This window comes from Danxiaibacter flavus, from assembly GCF_041060425.1.
Classification (GTDB): domain Bacteria; phylum Bacteroidota; class Bacteroidia; order Chitinophagales; family Chitinophagaceae; genus Danxiaibacter; species Danxiaibacter flavus.
The window spans coordinates 426349-445942 of sequence record NZ_JAULBC010000004.1 but is presented as its reverse complement, the minus strand read 5'-3'; the positions used below and the strand labels follow the sequence as shown (position 1 = coordinate 445942).

Annotated in this window: 14 protein-coding genes and 8 tRNA genes; 11 read left to right on the top strand and 11 right to left on the bottom strand. The window is 40.8% G+C overall.

Annotated elements, in window-relative coordinates; translation table 11 throughout:
* Nucleotides 1-366 (bottom strand): PadR family transcriptional regulator, encoded by a 366-nt coding sequence (locus tag QTN47_RS14530; RefSeq protein WP_369330112.1) that lies wholly within the window; start codon nucleotides 364-366, stop codon nucleotides 1-3.
* A 331-nt stretch (nucleotides 367-697) separates the two neighbouring features.
* Between QTN47_RS14530 and QTN47_RS14525 the strand changes: the two genes are divergently transcribed.
* Nucleotides 698-1693, top strand: coding sequence for a PDDEXK nuclease domain-containing protein (locus QTN47_RS14525; RefSeq protein ID WP_369330111.1), 996 nt, complete (start codon nucleotides 698-700; stop codon nucleotides 1691-1693).
* Between the two features lie 75 nt (nucleotides 1694-1768).
* Here the strand turns inward: QTN47_RS14525 and QTN47_RS14520 are convergent, their stop codons facing one another.
* From QTN47_RS14520 to QTN47_RS14475, 10 genes are all read right to left on the bottom strand, one after another.
* On the bottom strand, nucleotides 1769-2869 hold the full coding sequence (locus QTN47_RS14520; protein ID WP_369330110.1) for a slipin family protein: 1101 nt from the start codon (nucleotides 2867-2869) through the stop codon (nucleotides 1769-1771).
* Nucleotides 2870-3469: 600 nt separating this feature from the next.
* Entirely contained in the window at nucleotides 3470-3955 is a 486-nt protein-coding gene (locus tag QTN47_RS14515; RefSeq protein ID WP_369330109.1) for a ribonuclease H-like YkuK family protein, read from the bottom strand.
* Nucleotides 3956-3984: 29 nt separating this feature from the next.
* Nucleotides 3985-4057, bottom strand: a tRNA-Phe gene (locus QTN47_RS14510).
* A gap of 22 nt (nucleotides 4058-4079) precedes the next feature.
* Nucleotides 4080-4162: transfer RNA gene (locus tag QTN47_RS14505), tRNA-Ser, on the bottom strand.
* A gap of 93 nt (nucleotides 4163-4255) precedes the next feature.
* A tRNA-Asn gene (locus QTN47_RS14500) sits at nucleotides 4256-4327 on the bottom strand.
* Between the two features lie 4 nt (nucleotides 4328-4331).
* A tRNA-Lys gene (locus QTN47_RS14495) sits at nucleotides 4332-4404 on the bottom strand.
* Nucleotides 4405-4424: 20 nt separating this feature from the next.
* Nucleotides 4425-4497: transfer RNA gene (locus QTN47_RS14490), tRNA-Ile, on the bottom strand.
* A gap of 5 nt (nucleotides 4498-4502) precedes the next feature.
* A tRNA-His gene (locus QTN47_RS14485) sits at nucleotides 4503-4575 on the bottom strand.
* 7 nt (nucleotides 4576-4582) lie between these two features.
* Nucleotides 4583-4655 (bottom strand) — tRNA-Gln (locus QTN47_RS14480).
* Between the two features lies 1 nt (nucleotide 4656).
* A tRNA-Glu gene (locus tag QTN47_RS14475) sits at nucleotides 4657-4729 on the bottom strand.
* 1045 nt (nucleotides 4730-5774) lie between these two features.
* On the opposite strand from QTN47_RS14475, the gene rplM reads away from it, so the two are divergent.
* The 10 genes from rplM (at nucleotide 5775) to QTN47_RS14425 (ending at nucleotide 18834) form a co-directional block, all read left to right on the top strand.
* Complete coding sequence (gene rplM / locus QTN47_RS14470; RefSeq protein WP_369330108.1) at nucleotides 5775-6218, top strand: 50S ribosomal protein L13; 444 nt, start codon at nucleotides 5775-5777, stop codon at nucleotides 6216-6218.
* 24 nt (nucleotides 6219-6242) lie between these two features.
* Nucleotides 6243-6632 (top strand): 30S ribosomal protein S9, encoded by a 390-nt coding sequence (gene rpsI / locus QTN47_RS14465; RefSeq protein WP_369330107.1) that lies wholly within the window; start codon nucleotides 6243-6245, stop codon nucleotides 6630-6632.
* A gap of 36 nt (nucleotides 6633-6668) precedes the next feature.
* Nucleotides 6669-7685 carry a 30S ribosomal protein S2 gene (gene rpsB / locus QTN47_RS14460; protein WP_369330106.1) on the top strand — a complete coding sequence of 339 codons (1017 nt, stop codon included), beginning with the start codon at nucleotides 6669-6671 and terminating at the stop codon, nucleotides 7683-7685.
* 154 nt (nucleotides 7686-7839) lie between these two features.
* Nucleotides 7840-8679 (top strand): translation elongation factor Ts, encoded by an 840-nt coding sequence (tsf, locus tag QTN47_RS14455; protein ID WP_369330105.1) that lies wholly within the window; start codon nucleotides 7840-7842, stop codon nucleotides 8677-8679.
* Between the two features lie 541 nt (nucleotides 8680-9220).
* Nucleotides 9221-9940: a UMP kinase gene (pyrH, locus tag QTN47_RS14450; protein ID WP_369330104.1), complete on the top strand. Its 720-nt coding sequence runs from the start codon at nucleotides 9221-9223 to the stop codon at nucleotides 9938-9940.
* A 220-nt stretch (nucleotides 9941-10160) separates the two neighbouring features.
* A complete protein-coding gene (locus QTN47_RS14445) occupies nucleotides 10161-10889 on the top strand; it encodes a GntR family transcriptional regulator (RefSeq protein WP_369330103.1) in 729 nt (242 codons plus the stop codon).
* Nucleotides 10890-11253: 364 nt separating this feature from the next.
* The gene (locus tag QTN47_RS14440; RefSeq protein WP_369330102.1) at nucleotides 11254-12441 is read left to right on the top strand and encodes an MFS transporter; all 1188 of its coding nucleotides are present in this window, start codon (nucleotides 11254-11256) and stop codon (nucleotides 12439-12441) included.
* 19 nt (nucleotides 12442-12460) lie between these two features.
* The gene (locus tag QTN47_RS14435; RefSeq protein ID WP_369330101.1) at nucleotides 12461-15154 is read left to right on the top strand and encodes an ROK family protein; all 2694 of its coding nucleotides are present in this window, start codon (nucleotides 12461-12463) and stop codon (nucleotides 15152-15154) included.
* 53 nt (nucleotides 15155-15207) lie between these two features.
* Nucleotides 15208-16425 carry a DUF5005 domain-containing protein gene (locus QTN47_RS14430; RefSeq protein ID WP_369330100.1) on the top strand — a complete coding sequence of 406 codons (1218 nt, stop codon included), beginning with the start codon at nucleotides 15208-15210 and terminating at the stop codon, nucleotides 16423-16425.
* Nucleotides 16426-16506: 81 nt separating this feature from the next.
* Nucleotides 16507-18834 (top strand): GH92 family glycosyl hydrolase, encoded by a 2328-nt coding sequence (locus tag QTN47_RS14425; RefSeq protein WP_369330099.1) that lies wholly within the window; start codon nucleotides 16507-16509, stop codon nucleotides 18832-18834.
* Nucleotides 18835-19594 lie beyond the last annotated feature (760 nt).

The following is a 19594-nucleotide window of genomic DNA, read 5'->3' as shown; positions in this document are numbered from 1 at the left end:
TTATTGGTTAGTGTTGGGAGTTTCTGTTAGTTGTCCGTTGGTTTGGGTTGTGATTGCATCTACCGCGTCAGCCAGTTCCTGCCAGGTTCTTTCCAGTTCATTGTAAAACTCAAGTCCTTTGTCAGTCATGCTGAAATATTTGCGTGGGGGTCCGGAGCTGCTTTCAACCCATCTGTAGGTGAGAAGCCCCGCATTTTTTAACCTGGTTAAGAGCGGATAGAGGGTTCCTTCCAGGATTTGAAGGTTGGCCGCTTTCATGCTATCAACAATATCACTCGGATAAACTTCTCCTTTTCTAATAATTGATAGAATGCAAAACTCCAATACCCCTTTCCTCATTTGGCTTTGTGTGTTTTGAATATCCATATCCGGGGTTTTTATTTTTTTATTGTTTCTCCGCTTTCGCGGTGTTTTGTTTCATTGACAACACAAAGATGGGGTAAATTTTAGTACTATGCAACACATAGTACCAGTTTTTTTTCAGTAATGGGTATGAGGCAGTATTCTATAATGTAATAACTATTTGATTTTGAAGTAATTAAATTTGTTTGAAATTTTTTCACTTAGGATGAACGGTGATAAAATTTGATGAACGGCGAATTTGAAGAATTAAATAATCCTCATCATGATAAAAATTGATAATATATTTGCCTGAATGCTCAACGCATGATTATTAATGAACCCCAAAACCTTAAAAATGTCACAGTCTTTATTCGATGAGATTAAGAGCATTATTGTTGAATCCCGCAGACAAACACTCAAATCAATTAACAGCGTACTGTTAAGCACATATTGGCAGATTGGGAAACTGATTGTTCAGGACGAACAAAATGGCAATGCCCGTGCGGAATATGGCAAGGCTATTCTGAAAAATCTGAGCGTACAGCTTACACTGGAATTTGGAAAAGGATTTGATGAACGTAATTTGAATAATATGCGGGCTTTTTACAGCTCGTTTCCAATTTGGAACGCAGTGCGTACCGAATTGAGTTGGACTCATTATCGTATTATAAGCAGGCAGGAAACGTCCGAAAAAAGATCATATTATATAAACGAAGCTATTCAAGGTAATTGGAACAGCCGTACACTAGACCGGAATATTCAAAGCTTATATTTTGAGCGAAATGTAAAACAAGCCCAAAAACAGTCTTTAGCAGAGTCCTTTTCAGTCAATGACCTGATCAAAGATCCATATATACTTGAGTTTGCGGGACTCTCGGGTCAAAATCTGCCTTTAGAGAAAGATTTAGAAGATGCTGTGACAACTCATTTGCAGCAATTTTTGATGGAGCTGGGTAAAGGATTTGCTTTTGTGGCTCGTCAACAGCATATCGTGACCGACAGTTCGGATTATTTTATTGACCTGGTATTTTATAATTATTATCTGAAATGCTTTGTTTTGATTGATTTAAAAAGAGGTAAACTGAGTCACCAGGACATTGGCCAGATGGACATGTACAGACGTATGTATGATGACCTGAAAACGACTGACGGAGACAATCCCACAATTGGACTTTTGCTATGTTCTGAAAAAGATGAAACTATCGTTAAGTATTCTATGTTAGCTGAAAACCGGCAGCTCTTTGCCAGTAAATACCTGTTGTATTTGCCGGAAGAGGCGGAACTCAAAAAGCTGATAGAAAACGACCGGCAGTTACATGAGCTGAAAAAAAGGGAACAAAAATCAGGCTGATCCGGCATACCGCTTTGGTCAGCTGTGAAACCTTGCGGAGAAACTCAAACATCCGGCCAGAGCCGGATGTTATTTTTAATTCTTAGCTATAAAGATGGATTTCAATTGTTCTATTAAAGCGCCGTTACCATTTACGCTGATGTTATTGATTTTTTCTGAAATTTTTTCAACATACTCCATTTCTTTCAGCTTCCATAACATTTTATTTTCTTCCATTAGTTTAGCAGTATTCAACAGGCTTCTTGTGCTCGCTGTTTCTTCTCTTCGCATAATGGTATTTGCCTGTGCTTTTTTCTCTGCAACCAGCACATGGTTCATTATCTCTTTTATATCGCCGGGCAATATAATATCCCTGATGCCAAAGCCTGTAACTTCTACTCCCAGCACTATCGCGTTTTCTTTTACACGTTCCAATACAAAAGGAGCAATGCTTTCTTTCTTTTCAAGCAGTTCGTCAAATCCATAGCCTGCAATGTATTCCCGCAATGCCAACTGGAAAGAAATGTACAATTGCTTATCGTACTCCTTATTTTGCAGAAGAGCTTTTTCTATGTCGATAACTTTGTACTGCGCCCATGCGTTGATTCGCAATGTTGCCTTATCCCTGGTTATTATTTCCTGGCCGTTTATTTCCAATTGTGCCTGACGCTTATCCACTTTACCAATAGATACAGAGATTGCATTCTTCCACCAATAATATACGCCACCAGAAATGGTTTGTACATATTTTCCGTCAACGAAAAGAATTGCCTGCTCATAACCTTCTACAGTTAAGCTGCGTACATAGTTAGCCAGCAATTTATTTTGCAGAACCGATCTTTCAATTGGTTCGGTTATTTCTACCTTGCTAATATCAGCGCGAACAAAAGTGCGTTGAATAGCATTTTTCCAATAAGCATATCTACCAGTGGTCAGCACTTGTTTCAGCAATCCATCTTCATACTGCAACGCGATTTCATTATCACCGACGATTACAATCTCCAGCATCTCTGCGATATAAGCATCTTGTAACAGAATATTTAACTCAACAGGAGCGATAAATGGTTTTGTTAAATCAAACAATACGATATTTTCCAAACCCCAAAACCAGTAGCTCCCTTCTTTCAACAGGCGTTGATATACGCCACGTTTGAATACCAAACCAACCTGGTAGGCATTCACTCTTACATTTTTCATGTCTGTGTTTTTATATATCTTCTGAATAATTTTTCCTGATATTAAAGCACGACCGTTCTTAACCTGTACATGGCGGATATCAGCTGCCGTATGATTGATCAAAGCAGTTTTCCGAGTCTCTTGTCAATTCCATTTGAGCAAGATAAAAGAGCTTTGCTGCTTAATACTTTAGCCTGATACGCTGGCCAGACACCTGTTGCCATTGCTTTGCGTGCACACACGCGTTAAAGCAAACGACACAGAACGGTCCATACTTTAAGTAAATCGCCATTTTTTTGGAAGCAGCGGACTTCCCTGCTTTACCTGCCATTAGGCTACCCGTTTTCAGCGGAGCAGGATTCGAACCTGCATGGAAGCTGTTGCTCTACCAACTGAGCTACAAGGCAATTGCCCCGCGGGGACTTGAACCCCGGACACACAGTGTTATTGGAGGAAATTGCATATTAACGCAACAGCATACAGCAGGTTACTACCGCTGCACTATGGTGTAATAAAACACACATCCGGTTTGCTGAAACATGCCAATTCCCTTCTTGCCGTTAAGCAAGCCTTTATGTTCATTACCCAATGTAGAGTTGATGAACAATTATTTTAAAAATCTTATTGAACAACTTTATTCGCGCAGCTTGAACTTGCAAACGCTTCAGGTTTTGCTTTAAAAACAAATCCCATTCCTGTAATGAAGCTCATAGCATCTTTCAATGCACCATTGCTTTTGAATGTAGGGTTGGTATTGATATCAGCATGAACTTCCAGATCCACGCCATATTTTGAAAAAATGCCGCATAGTGCGTAGGCAACTTCAATGCTTTTGCTGGCTTCTGTTAACATCCTTTGTTTGATATGCATTTTCTGACTGGTAATCTCATTGCGTAAGTACATAAAACCTCCTTTGCCTTTACGAATGAAAACAATTACCGTAGCAAATTCTGTTTCATCGCCCTTCACCTGGCTGTCTGTGCCAATACAAACTTTCATTTCATTGCCTGCGGATATTTCCTTTGACAAAGTGTTTGCTACTTCTTCAGTAATAGGAATGTAAACCCTTTGCCCACTCAGTTTCCGCCATCGTTGATTCTGTTCCATAGCATGCTTTTTTACATTTTCTTCATAAGTGGTGTCCAAAGGAATCGAACCTTCTTAGCCGGATTTTCAGTCCGGTGCATAGACCAACTCTGCCAAGACACCTGTTGCTTCTTATATTTAAAGGCGGAGAGAGAGGGATTCGAACCCCCGGACCCTAAAAGGCTGACTGTTTTCAAGACAGTGTCCTCGACCAACCGGACGCTCTCCAAGTGTGAGTGATAAGATTCGAACTTATTTATCCCGAAGGCAACGGTTTTACAGACCGCCACGGCTCTCCAGCTTCGTCGCACTCACTCATTGCGGATGAAGAAAGATTCGAACTTTCAACCATCGGCTTAACAAGCCGCAGCTCTGCCATTGAGCTATTCATCCTTCGTGATCCCGCCGGGATTTGAACCCGGAACCTATCGGTTAAAAGCCGATTACTCTGCCAGTTGAGCCACGAGATCTTATGTGTATTTGTATACTGTTGACCTGACCGGACTTGAACCGGTAACCTTTTGCGTATAAGGCAACCGCTCTTACCATTGAGCTACAGGTCAGTTTTGGTTGACTCCGGGACTCGAACCCTGTTCTCCACATCCACAGTGTGGCGCTTTGCCAGTTAAGCTAAAGCCAACATGTTTGTTATTGGGGCCGGATTTGAACCCGCATCTTCAGAGTCAAAATCTGAAATGCTAACCATTTGCACCACCCAATAGTAGCCTGTATGGGAGTTGAACCCATATCATCACATCGAAAGTGTGATATCCTGAACCGTTAGACGAACAGGCCCCAGTTTAAAAAGGATCAGCGTTTAACATCTTTGTTGCTGCTTTCGTTTGGGCCAATAAAAAAGCCCGGTCATTTTGTGACCGGGCCCTAAATAAGTATGTATTAACTTATGTATGGACGTTAGCCGGTCCTGGAAATTCGCTTTTACTCTCATTGCCTGTATGCTGTATATGTTGCACAGGCTGATTAAGCTTATAGCACACAGTATATAAGAACATGAGATTCATGCGGTATTTGTTAAATCGGGTATGTTGTAATTCTTTGTTCATTTTGATCATTATTTAGCCAGATCCAGGAAACGCATTTTTTGTGAGCCTGACATTGTGGACATAAAAAAGCCCCGCTTTTTGCGAGGCATATCCTTCAGTGATTTTGTGGGGTTCACTCATCAACAGCAGTATATGCCTCAAAAATGATATAGCCGAATTCCTGGCTAAACTCATTATTTGATTTTATATGTAATTGTATGCGTGGCATATATGGTTAATAATTTTTTACGTTGCAAAGATTTGGATTAATTTTTCAATCCTCCAAATTTTTTTCACATTTTTTTATGATATTATTTTTAAGGAAAATATTTGAATTGAAATTTTCACTTAAAGAGTGCAAAAAGGTAAAGTATGATGGGGCTTGTGGCTTTTATCGATTATCTGTTTTCCCTTTTCCCGGAAAAAGAAAAATATACTGCAATTTTTAACGGCAATTTGCTGCTCCCATACAAATGCCCGGACGAAACAGCACCTTCATATCTGCAAATCGATGACTCCAAATAGAAGAACTTTTAAATTAATTATCGCTCAATCCAAAAAATCTCCTCAATCTTTTAAATCGCGGTCCCAGCTTCATTTCTCCTAAAAAATCCTTAATTACCGCACATTTGCACCTGTAATTTAAAAAGGCAATCATTTTTTTTATTGTAAATCAATGTGTTGCAGAAGTGTGTATCAAAATAAATTTCCAATTCGTTGGTAAATCCAATTACTAAACGCAACTTTGCGCTCCATTAAAAAAGTCATTGGGATGGCAATGACACAAATTAAAAACTATGAGTAATCTTCATTTCACTACCAAACATGCGAACGAGGCTACAGTACAGCGTACCTGGTACGTTGTAGACGGTACCAATCAAACCGTAGGTCGCATAAGCTCTAAAATTGCCGCTATTTTACGTGGTAAGAATAAGGCTTATTACACACCTCATGTTGATTGTGGCGATTTCGTAATTGTAATTAATGCTGACAAAGTTACTTTCACAGGCAGCAAACTGGATGACAAAACTTATATTAACTTCTCTGGTTACCCAGGTGGTAAAAAAGAAGAGGTTGCAAAAGATCTGTTGAAGCGTCGCCCTGAAGTTGTGATGGAAAGAGCAGTAAAAGGTATGTTACCTAAAAACCGTCTGGGCCGCAAAATGATCAAAAAATTATTTGTGTATGCAGGTGCTCAGCATCCTCACTTCGCACAGCAACCTAAAGAATTAAAATTCTAATTAACTCATTCCTAATTATCATAAATGGAAAAGCAAAAAAATGCAGTTGGTCGTCGTAAAGAAGCCGTAACCCGCGTTTTCATCAGCAAGGGTGAAGGTAACATTACTGTTAACGGCAAAAACTATACAGAATATTTTCCGCTGGTTTACTTACAGAACCAGGTGGAAGTTCCTTTGAAAGCTATCGAATCTGCTGACAAATTTGATGTTAAGATCAATGCAACAGGTGGTGGTTTAAAAGGTCAGGCAGAAGCAGCTAAACTGGGTATCTCCCGTGCTTTGCTTGAAATTAATCCTGAATACCGTCCTACGTTAAAAGCTGCTGGTTGCTTAACTCGTGACCCTCGTGGTGTTGAACGTAAGAAATTCGGTCACAAGAAAGCTCGTAGAAGCTACCAGTTCAGTAAACGTTAATATTATTTATTTGAGATTTGAGATTGAAAATTTGAAATGTTCAATTTTAAATCTGATAAGAGAGATCAAGTTGCTAAATCAATCAATCTCGAATTTCAAATCTCAAATCTCAAATTTCAAATTATTCAAACTATAACAATGGAAAATAACACTTCATTACAACAACAATTGCTCGAAGCAGGTGTGCATTTTGGTCACTTGCGTAAGAAGTGGAATCCTAAGATGTTACCTTACATCTTTGCTGAAAAGAAAGGTATTCACATCATAGATTTAAATAAAACTGTTGATGGCCTGCAGGAAGCTGCTGCTGCTTTGAAACAGATAGCTAAAAGTGGCAAAAAGATCATGTTTGTTGCCACTAAAAAACAAGCAAAAGAAATCGTTAGCGAGTGCGCTAAAAAAGTAAATATGCCTTTCGCCACTGAACGTTGGTTGGGTGGTATGTTAACTAACTTCAACACTGTTCGTAAAAGCGTTAAGAAAATGCAGAGCATCGAAAAAATGCTTGCTGACGGTAGCGCTGAGAACATCACAAAGAAAGAGCGTTTGATGCTGAGCCGCGACAGAGAAAAAATGGAAAAAGTATTGGGCGGTATCGCTCAGCTTGGCCGTTTACCAGCAGCATTGTTCCTGATTGACATCGGGCACGAGCACATCGCTTTGGCTGAAGCTAAACGTTTAGGCATCACTACTTTTGGTATGGTTGATACCAACTGTGATCCTAACAAAGTTGATTTCGCTATTCCTTCAAACGACGATGCTACTAAATCTATCGCTATCGTTACCAACTACATCACTGCTGCTATAGCTGAAGGTTTGGCTGAACGCCAGGCTGCTAAAGAAGATGACGTAGAAGAAGTTGACAACGAAGCTGAAAAGAAAGCTGCTCGTTTACTTGCTGAGGCAGAAGCTGAAGGTGGACGTGGTGGTCGCTCCCGTGGCGGCAACAACGCACCCGGCGGAGCTGGTGCAGGACAACCTAAACGTCGTGTACCAGGTGGCGCTAGCCGCAGAACTGGTGGTGGCGGTCAGGGTGGTGGTCCAAGAAGATAATCACTTGTATAAATGATAATTGGGTCATTAATCCTTCAGTGATTATTGACCCAACTTTTATATATAATCTGCCTATCGGTTAAATAAACATGAAGTCAACAAATACTTCAATATTTCACCGACATTTATTCATTCAACATTCAAATTATATAATATGTCAACTGTAACAATTACAGCCGCTGATATTAACAAGTTGCGCCAGGCAACAGGCGCCGGTATGATGGATTGCCGTAAAGCTTTAACTGAAACAAACGGTGATTTTGAAGCTGCTATTGACTGGTTGCGTAAACAAGGACAAAAAGTTGCTGCTAAACGTAGCGACCGTGAAGCTAAAGAAGGTGTTGTTATTGCTAAAACAACTGCAGATAACAAAACCGGTTTCGTAGTGTTGATCAGCTGTGAGACTGACTTCGTAAGTAAGAATGCTGATTTCGTTGCTTTCGCTCAGAGCATTGCTGATGCTGCTGTTGAAAACAACGTAAAAACTGCTGAAGAACTGAATGAAGTTTCTATCAACGGTGCTAAAGTTGCAGATCTTATCAATGATAAATTAGCTTCTATCGGTGAAAAAATCGGTGTTGCCAGATTTGAAAGAGTGGATGCACCTTATGTTGCTTCTTATATCCATGGCGCTAACAGAATGGGTGTATTGGTTGCTCTTACCAAAGAAGCTGCTGAAGCAGGTAAAGACGTAGCTATGCAGATTGCTGCTATGAACCCTGTTGCGGTAGATGCTGACAGCGTTCCTGCTGAAACAGTAGAAAGAGAAAGAGCTATCGTAGTAGAAACTATGAAAGCTGATCCTAAAATGGCTGGTAAACCTGACGAAATGATCGCTAAGATCGCTGAAGGTAAACTGAACGCCTTCTTCAAAGAACAGACTTTATTGGCTCAGCCTTTCGTTAAAGACGGAAGCAAGAGCGTTGCTGACTACCTGAAGAGCGTTGACAGCGATCTGAAAGTGATCGAATTCAAACGCGTAGCTTTAGGCTAGTTTTAAGTTGTACGTTTTAAGTTATACGTTGTACGTTTATTGTAGCGAAGATTAGTAGTTAGGAGACGTACACGTTTAAGATACGAGCCCGGTGCGAAAGTGCCGGGTTTTTTTGTAGCTGTGAGCTATCAGCTATCAGCTGTGAGCCTGGCCACGATACTTGGGAGTTACTCCCGTATAATAGAGTTATCAGTCTACAGGATAATTCGCGTGTAGTAGTTATTCCGCGAGCTTGTGAACAGCTTTAGTGTACTCTCATGATATTGGAACAGTCTTTTTCAATCGCAATTACGGCAACTAATTCCATTGTGTGCTGGTAAAAAGCTGAAAGCTAACAGCTAAATCCAAAGAATGTGTTCTGATCGGCTGGTTCCGGTGCAGCATATTTTATCTGAACATAATAAGAGAAAGTGTTTCAATTGAGTGACAGCAGGGCTGATAGCTGAAAGCTGAAAGCTGATAGCTGCTAAAATTTCCCATTCTCAATAAAATTCAGGTTCTTTGCAACCACTTATTTAAGTAAACTGTAATCTACAACCATATGCAGCCTAAATACAAGCGTATTCTTTTAAAACTTTCCGGAGAGGCATTGATGGGTAACCAGTCCCACGGATTTGATCCTTTTAACGCGGCGATCATTGAACAGTATGCAAATGATATTAAAGAAATTGTGAATACGGGAGCGCAGGTTGCAATAGTTATCGGCGGCGGAAACATCTATCGCGGTTTGAATGAAAAAGAAAGTGGCATAGAAAGAGCTCATGGGGATTATATGGGCATGCTGGCGACAATGATCAATGGTATGGCCATGCAGGCAATGCTGGAAAAGATCGGCGTGTACACCCGGTTGCAGAGCGCCATTAAAATGGAGCAGATAGCTGAGCCCTATATCCGCAGAAGAGCAATGCGCCACCTTGAGAAAGGCCGCGTGGTGATTTTCGGGGCCGGCACAGGTAATCCTTATTTTACCACCGATACTGCTGGCTCTTTACGCGCGATTGAAATTCAAGCTGATGTGATACTGAAAGGAACTAGGGTCGATGGCATTTACACGGCAGATCCCGAAAAAGATCCTACCGCTACCAAATATGAAAACATTACTTTCCAGGAGTGCATATTGAAAGGCCTTAAAGTAATGGACATGACGGCCTTTACACTTTGCATGGAAAACAAGTTGCCAATTATTGTGTTCGACATGAACAAGCCCGGCAACCTGATGAAAGTAGTAAAAGGAGAAAAAGTGGGAACATTAGTAAGTTAACAAAAGCAGCGTAACAGCTGCTTTTTTAGTTTGCGTCACACAAAGAATTTAGATAAATTGTGAAAAGGAACCGCTTAACGAACCTTGCTTTAAAAAGGTAAGCGAAAGCTATTCCACCTTTTCAATTTTCAACTTTCAACTATCAATTATCTCTGCAGGATTATGTTCTCTACATCGCAATTATTATGTATGTTTGAACATTCCGATTAAATTATACCAAGTGGATCTTAAAATAAGTCATAAAAGCAAACTGCCTTTACACATTCAGGTTGAGGAGTTATTAAGAAAGCTTATTGCACTAAAAGAATACCAAAACGGTGCTTTTTTACCAAAGGAAGTTGAATTGGCCAACCGCCTTGGTGTGTCCCGCAATACCATTCGCCAGGCAACCAACAAGCTGGAATATGAAGGCCTGCTTACCCGTAAAAAAGGCGTGGGTACCAAGGTAGCCCCGCAGGAAAAATTATCTACGGGACTTAACAACTGGTATAGTTTCACCAAGGAGATGCAAAGCCGTGGCATCGACGTTTCCAACCTGCTGCTGAAATTGGAAACCGTGAAAGCCAATGAAAAAATGGCTACTTTCTTTAATATAAAACCGGGAACACCTGTTATCAAGCTGTCCAAGCTTAAAGGTGTAGGAGACAAGCCGATCGTTTATTTTGAAAGCTACTTTCATCCACGAATTGTTATCGACAAAAAAGACGACCTGAATAAACCGCTGTACACTTTACTGGAAGAGAAATTCGGCATCGTTGCTGAACGCTCCAGCGAAAACATCAGTGCCCGTGCCGCCGGCAAGATCGCCAAAAGACTGCAGGTAGAATCCCAGGCGCCAATCCTTTTCAGGGAAAGATTTGTCTACGACCTCGGCGATCGCCCCATCGAATACAATCTGGGCTATTATCATTCTGAAAGATTTACCTACTCGATAGATATTAAGAAGTAGTTGAGTTGTAAGTTATACGTTATACGTTTATCGAAGCGAAGCGTTTGCCATTGAGGCACTGAAGCACTGATTTGTATTTTTCGTGTTTAGCAAATTCAGCATCAACGTTAAACAATATTGCTTTTTTTCATTGTGCTCCTTTGCGCCCATCGTGTCTTCGTGGTTCAATCTTTGTGCTTCTTCCTGTCTTTGCTTCTTCGTGGCAAAAAACGATGTGTTTCTCCGTGCCGCCCTGTCTCCGTGGTTCAACGTCTCCGTGGTTCCCAAAAACATGATTCTTATCAGTTGTCAATAAAAACTATGTTCATATGTATGAACATATTAAACTAATACGTACCTTTCATTTCCAAAAGATACTTAAAATATGTCAAAGCGCTTGCCATTTTTGATACAATTGCTGCCTGTTTTCTTTGGATTTTTCATAATGGGGTTTGCGGATGTGGTTGGCATTTCCGCAAATTATATAAAACGGGACTTTTCGCTTTCCGATACCGTTACCAACACCCTGCCGTTCATGGTGTTTCTTTGGTTTGCTGTTTTTTCCATTCCTACCAGCATGCTAATGAACAAGATCGGTAGAAAGAACACTGTCTTGTTAAGCTTTGTTATCAGTGCAGTATCACTCATTCTTCCCCTTTTAAGCTATTCTTTCCCGGTCATTCTGTTTGCATTTTGCCTGCTGGGTATTGGTAATACCGTACTGCAGGTGTCATTGAATCCATTGTTGGCAGGTATGGTGGACGGCAGCCGTCTGGCAAGCTCGTTAACGCTTGGTCAGTTTATCAAAGCGATAGCATCTTTTCTGGGTCCGATTATCACCGCTTTTGCAGTAAGTAAATGGGGTAACTGGAAGCTGATCTTTCCATTATTTGGGTCAGTGACATTGTTGTCCGCAATCTGGCTGTTTGCTACTTCTGTTAAAAGAGAATCGGCGCCCGTTGCAACAACTACATTCAACAGTTGTTTTAGATTGCTGGCCAACAAACAAATTCTCATGTTATTCCTTGGTATACTTTTTCTGGTTGGGGTTGATGTGGGGCTAAACATCACTTTGCCGAAAATTCTTATGGAAAGATGTGGCGTAGAACTTGCAGAAGCAGGCCTCGCAACGAGTACTTATTTTGCTGCCCGTACCGTCGGCTCTTTGTGTGGCAGCTTTTTGCTTGCAAGGATATCAGGCAGGAGATTTATGATCATTACTATGGTGCTCGCAATTATATGTACACTGGCATTGATGTTTGTTTCACAAATCCAGGTGTTGCATGTATTGATTTTTACTATTGGTCTTTGCATCGCCAATGTCTTTTCCATCATCTTTGCCCAGGCATTGCAAAGGGAACCGGAAAAAACGAACGAGGTTTCCGGATTGCTGATCATGGGTGTGGCAGGTGGTGCATTGTTGCCCTTTATTGCGGGTTATGTGGCAGATGTAGTTGGCGGACAGAATGGTGCCATCGCAGTATTAATTGCAGGAATATTATATATGCTTGTTTGTGGAATTAGTATGAAGGAAGAAACACAGCCAGAACTTGAATTGAAATCATCCCAATAGAATATTTATCCGGAAAATTATGATGAACAGAAAATGTTTTTTGGCGGCGGATATTGGCGGATCGCACATTACGGCCGCGTTGGTTGATGCAGAAAACGGCTCTCTTATTAAAGAATCAATGGTCAGAGCGCGCGTAGATGCACAGGCACAGGCCCATGTAATATTAAAGCAATGGATAGATGCATTGAAAAAGGTACAGGCTTCCGTTGATAATGTCAAATTGGGAGGTATAGGCTTTGCTATGCCCGGTCCCTTTGATTACACAAATGGCATTTCACTGATTGAAGGTGTTTGTAAATATCATTCCCTGTATGGTGTTAACGTCAGACAATGTTTTGTGGATGCATTTGGTGTTAATGGAGAGCTCTCAGTATGTTTTGAAAACGATGCCTCCTGCTTTGCGCTTGGCGAAGCATGGAGTGGGAGCGCTTCTGCATACAGCAATGTAATTGCTTTAACGCTTGGCACCGGCTTCGGCTCCACTTTCATGACGGACGGAAAGGTAATACATAACGGTTCGGGTGTGCCTGATGGCGGATATTTGTACAATTGGCCATTTAGAGAGGGTATGGCAGAGGATTATATTTCCACCCGCTGGTTAGTAAAAGAATACAACAGCCGCTCTGGCAATGATGCAAAAGATGCGCGGGAAATTCAGCAAAAAGTAGAAGAAAAAGATGCGCATGCAATAGCCGTGTTTAAAGAATTCGGTGAAACCCTTGCGGAATGCATCGCTCCATGGATCCAGTCTTTTAAAGCAGACTGCGTGGTGATCGGAGGCAATATCACACAGGCTGCGGGCAGTTTTATGCCGCATTTTCAACATGTTTTAGATCGTTTAAATATTTCCATTCCCTGCACCTTATCAAACAATACTGAACAACAGGCTATTGCCGGCGCTGCACTTGTTGTAAAGCGCAATAACTCTTTAAAAAATAATGATATAATGAGCTTGAGAAAAACCACGCAGCCACTGTTACCGGTTAAACATAATACGAATGGATTAGGACACGCTGATTATGATATTTACCCTGCTGCAACCCTAGGAGCCGGCAAAATTAAATCGGGATATGACACATTGGCTACATGGATTGCTACCCATAAGACAGTGCTGATAGATGGTTTTGGTGGCAATGACTGGAACTCAATTCGCAATGCATTAAGCAGTCAGTTGCAGTTAATTGGTAAGCGTGTGCTCTGGTATGAAATGTCGGCATTCAGGCAAAGCGAGGAAAAAATAACTCAGCTGGTACAGCCTTTTATTGGCACGCCCGGTACCGTTTGGGGCAAACGTGCAACCATTCAGCTTGCTGATTATTATGATATTGAGAAACTACAATCCCTGTCTGTTTCTGATAAATTTGATATTGTGATACTGATAGGAGAAGGTGCTGCGCTGAGTAACTGGAACGCACCTGTGATATACATCGATCTTCCCAAAGATGAGATCCAGTACAGGATGCAGGCAAAAAGCATCCGCAACCTTGGTGCATCTACTACTGATACAAATGAAGAGATGTATAAACGGTTTTATTTTGTTGACTGGGTGGTATTGTTTAATCACAAACAATCAATACTTGATAAAATTGCAATCATAGCTGATGGTCAGCAGGTTTCTACGATTAACTGGTCACTGGCGCAGGATATCAGGGATGGCGTTCATCACCTGGCGAAAAATGTGTTGCGTGCAAGGCCATGGTTCGCAGCAGGTGCATGGGGCGGTCAGTGGATGAAAGAAAAGATAAAAGGACTCAATAAAGATGAGATCAACTATGCATGGTCATTTGAATTGATCGTTCCGGAAAATGGCCTTGTTTTCAAGAGTGATGGATGGTTACTGGAGATTGCTTTTGACTGGCTGATGTTACTGGAGAATAAATCTATCCTGGGTGCAGATGCTGAAAGATTTGGAACAGAGTTCCCCATCCGCTTTGATTTTCTGGACACATTTGACGGAGGTAATCTTTCAATACAATGCCATCCTTCCCTAAAGTACATACAGGAAAATTTCGGCGAGACCATAACGCAGGATGAAACTTATTATATCCTCGACTGTAAAGATGATGCGCAAGTATATCTTGGTTTTCAGGAAAATATTAATAAAGAAGAATTCCGTGAAGCGCTTAATAACAGTGTAGCCAGCGGCGAGGCAATCGAAATAGAGCAGTACGTTCAGAAATTTCCCGCAAAAAAACACGATCTTTTCCTTATCCCGAACGGTACCATACATAGCTCAGGCGCGAACAATATGGTACTGGAAATTAGTGCCACGCCGTACATCTTTACTTTTAAAATGTATGATTGGGTAAGGCCGGGACTTGACGGCAAACCGAGACCAATCAACATTGAACATGCATTTAATAATTTGAACTTTGAAAGAAACGGTGACAAGGTTTGCAAAGAATTGATCTCAAAGCCTGAAATCCTTGAAAAGAAAGATGCCTATACATTGGTTCATGTACCTACGCATCCCGAACATTTTTATGATGTTCACAGGATGGAGTTTGATGGCTCTATTGAGGTACAAACAGAAAATAAAGCGCATGTGCTGATGGTTGTAGAAGGAGCATCTGTAATTGTAGAAACTGCAGGTGGTGAGAAACAGGAATTCAGTTATGCCGAAACCTTTGTTATACCCGCTGCTGCAGGATCATACAAGTTGACAAACGGATCTTCCGGAATAATTAAAATTGTAAAAGCCTTTGTGAAATAGTAGTAAAAAAACTACTGAAAGTTGTTTACCGGATAACTTATTAAACTTAGTTCATGAATAGCCAGGCTTGCAGAAGTATAAAACATACTGCGGCATGCATACTAATGCTGTCTGTGTCATTGGTTGCTTGTAAAAGCAGCAATAAAATGGCTGTCGCAAAAAGCACAGACAATACTACAATTAAGTTTACTGCAAAACCGGATTCGCAATGGACAGCGCTTTTCAACAGGCAACATGGCTGGTTTGGAGCAGATGGTATTTATGCCATTCCGCTAAACGGTAAGGATACAAAAAGTGCTGATGATGATACGACAATGCTTGTGTTTAGTGACAGCATGATCGGCGACATCATCAATGGCAAGCTGCAGCCGGGTTATGTAATGATCCATAACAGTGTAGCTTACGTAAAGGGTACAATTTCTGAAAAGGACAAGATTCAATTCAAATGGGATAGTACATCAATTGGTCAGCCGCTGTCTGTGTTTGAGCCTCGTACTCCGGCAACAAAAGAAGGCGATTATTACTGGCTGGGTGATGGATTTGTGAATACCGAAAGAAATAACGAAATAAATCTTTTTGGCCACACTATCCGCAATACCAAAGACAGTGTATTTGGGTTCAAAGAAGTCGGTACTACTTTAATTACCATTCCTGCTTACAGCCGGCCACCTTTTAAGAATTTACAGCAGATAGATTTACCATTTTTGAATGACGGTGATGAAGAACAATTTGCTTCATTTGGTGCAGGTGTTTTCGTGAACACAAAAAAGACCGGCATAGCTAACGGAGATGGCTTTGTGTATGTGTATGGCGTGCGCGGGAAAGCAAAACATTTGGTGGCGGCCAGGGTAAAGCCGAAAGACATTGGGAATGTAGCAGAATGGCGATATTGGGATGGAAGAAAATGGAACGCCGATATGCACACGATCGCAAACATTACAGATCATCTGTCTAACGAGCTAAGTGTAACAAGGTTGCAAGACGGCCGCTATGCATTGGTGTTTCAGGTTGACGGAATAGGCTCTGCAGTTGGCTTACGACTTGGTTCGTCTCCCGTAGGGCCATTTGGTCCCGTGATAAAAATTTGGGAATGTCCAGAAATAAAATTGGGTAAAAATATTTTTACTTATAATGCCAAGGCGCATTCCAACTTTTCAACCCCTAATGAATTGCTGATAAGCTATAATGTAAATTCTTTCGACTTTTTTAATGACATACAAAAGTACCCGGATCTTTACCGGCCAAGATTTATTCGGGTTAAGGTTGAATAGAATCATCTCAACGAATTAGTCGCTCAACTGGCACAATTGCACCGGATGAGTATCTCATAAATAACTCCTAAAAAAAGGTTTATGACAAGCCGTAAATTTATAGTCTCGTTTCTTGTGCTTCTATTAATTGCGAAAGCACAGGCTCAATCATCAAAAAAAATATCAGACTACGTAAATCCTTACATAGGCACAGCGCATTGCCGCTGGTTTCACTTTACGCCTGGCGCAGTTCCATTTGCGATGGCTAAGCCTGCACCGTCAACAAACGGGCATTATGGTAACAAAAGCGGATGGGAAGCGGTTGGTTATGACTACAGGCATGAATCAATAGAAGGCTTTCCCAATTTTCATGAGTTCCAGGTAGGTGGCGTGGTATTTATGCCAACCACAGGAGAACTGAGAACAACACCGGGATTGATGGAAGATGCCGGAAAAAAAGGCTATCGTTCACGCTTTGATCATAAAGATGAAAAAGCAACAGCTGGCTATTACTCCGTGTTGTTAAAAGACTATGGTATTAAAGCTGAACTTACATCCACACCACGTGTGGCATTTCAGCGGTACACATTTCCGGCAAGTGAGGATGCGCACATTTTGTTCGATATAGGAAACAAGCAAGGTGAAAGCGGCGAAGTAAAAGATGCAAAAGTGTATATGACAGATGATGGCCGTATAGAAGGGTATGTAATCACGTTGCCGGTTTATGTGCAGAAATACCAGCACGGGGCTGAAGTTGCTATGTACTTTTCTGCTGTTGTCGATAAAAAGCCAACCTCCTTTGGTGTATTTAAAGGTGATGCACAAACTGCAGGCGTAAAAGAGATGCAGGGTGCAGGTTCGGGATTGTATCTTACTTTCTCAACCAAGGAAAATGAAAAGATAACGGTAAAAGCCGGATTGTCTTACACATCAGTTGAAAATGCACGACTGAATTTAAAAGAAGAAGCAGCTACCTTAACATTTGACCAGGCTAAGACCAATGCTTTGACGAGCTGGAATAATTATCTCGGAAGAATTAAAGTGGAAGGAGGTGCAGCACAAGACAGAGAGAAGTTTTATACCGGCCTGTATCATGCACTGCTGGGTCGTGGCCTGGCAAGTGATGTTAACGGAGCCTATCCTAAAAATGATGGAACTGTTGGTCAAATCGCTCTGAATGCGAACGGCAAACCATTGCATCAGCATTACAATACAGATGCTATATGGGGGGCATTCTGGAATTTAACCCCATTATGGGCCATGGCTTATCCTGAGTATTATTCCGATTTTGTAAAGAGCCAATTGTTGGTATATAAAGATGCTGGTTGGCTGGGTGATGGCATTGCAACAAGCAAGTATGTCTCCGGTGTAGGAACCAATTTTGTGAGCCTGGTATTGGCCGGTGCTTACATGTACGGCATTCGTGATTTTGACGTAAAGGAAGGATATGCTGCAGCCTTAAAAAATGAGCTCGGTTATACCGATCGGCCAAAGGGTTCTGGTAAGGCAGATGTTGAACGCTTTCGCAAATACGGATATGTTGATCACCTGGATTCCTGCTTTGAAGAATCCTGTTTTTCTGCGTCACATACACTTGAATATTCTTTCAGTGGTTTTGCTGTAGCACAATGGGCTAAAGCATTAAATAAACAAGATGACTATAATGAGCTGATGCGTCTGTCAAAAGGCTGGGAGAAAATATTTGATACTACCACAAAGTTTGTCCGCCCACGTTATGCTGATGGAAAATTTATTGATAAGTTCAATCCAAGACAACCCTGGAGAGGTTTCCAGGAAGGGAATGCCTGGCAATACTCTTTCTATGTGCCGCACGATCCTGCTTCATTGATCAATAAAATGGGACGCGAAGAATTCAATTCACGGCTGGATAGTATCTTCTTAATGTCACAAAAAGATATTTTCAGTGGTGGTAAAACGATCGATGCTTTTTCCGGTTTGGAAGGATTTTACAACCAGGGAAATCAACCTTGTTTACATATGCCGTGGTTGTTTAACTATTCCGGTATGCCATGGCTCACACAAAAATGGGTGCGCGCTATTTGTAACGAGTTCTATGGAACAGACGGAATACACGGTTATGGTTACGGGCAGGATGAGGATCAGGGGCAACTGGGTGCCTGGTATGTACTTGGCGCAATCGGATTGTTTGATGTGCAGGGCGGTGGCTTAAGCAAACCCGAAATGCAGGTGTCGTCATCTTTATTTGATAAAGTGACAATACAACTAAACAAGAAATATTATAGTGGAAATAAGTTTGAAATCATAACGCGCAACAACAGCGCCTCAAACATTTATATAAAACAACCTAAGCTTAATGGTGTTTCATTGTCAAAGCCTTCAGTATTGTTCGAGGATATTGTAAAAGGTGGTAAGCTGGAGTACGAGTTGACATCTTCTCCAGAGAAATAGATAATCAATCTGTTCAGATAAATTTTAAATCCTTTCTTCAGTACGAAGAAGGGATTTTTTGCTTTAAAAAATGTTTAAATTTTTTTCAAAACATGATTTATCTCAATAAATGTGTATTTATATGTTCATACATTTGAACATGTTTTTAATTATTACTTAAACCCGTGAATCAGTCAGCAGTTTCTTTTTTGCTGTTTATGACATGAGCTGTCTGAATGTGAGATGAGTTAGGGCGCCAAAGCCGATGCTTGCATATCCTTTTTTGATGATGCAAATTTATGTTGTAGCTATTCTTGTTTGGCCGCTCCACCGAAGTATAACAATATTAGCAACAGGATAAATCAATGGAACTAATCAGCGTGTTATGCAATTGATAAGCTTTTAGTACAAACATTACCAATAATTAGATTTCTATTACGGCTTTCACGAAGCCCTGTGCAAGCAATTTTTTCACTTTTAATATAACCTGGCATGAAAAAAAATACACAATCAGCTTGTCATGCTATACTATCAGAATTACCACCGTGACAATGTAATAACTATATAAATATTTGTGGATACTGCTGTGTCCAATTCTATATAACAGTCTTTTGGTAATCAATGGTTCCGGAAATTGTTTTGTTTTTTATGAAGTCATGCCAATTTGTGTTTTAAGGATAATGTTGAAAATCCACCTTATATAGTCAGGGAATACGATTGTTTGAAAAATTAATCAAAGTAAAACCTTAACTCCATTCAAATATGAAAAAGAACAAATCTT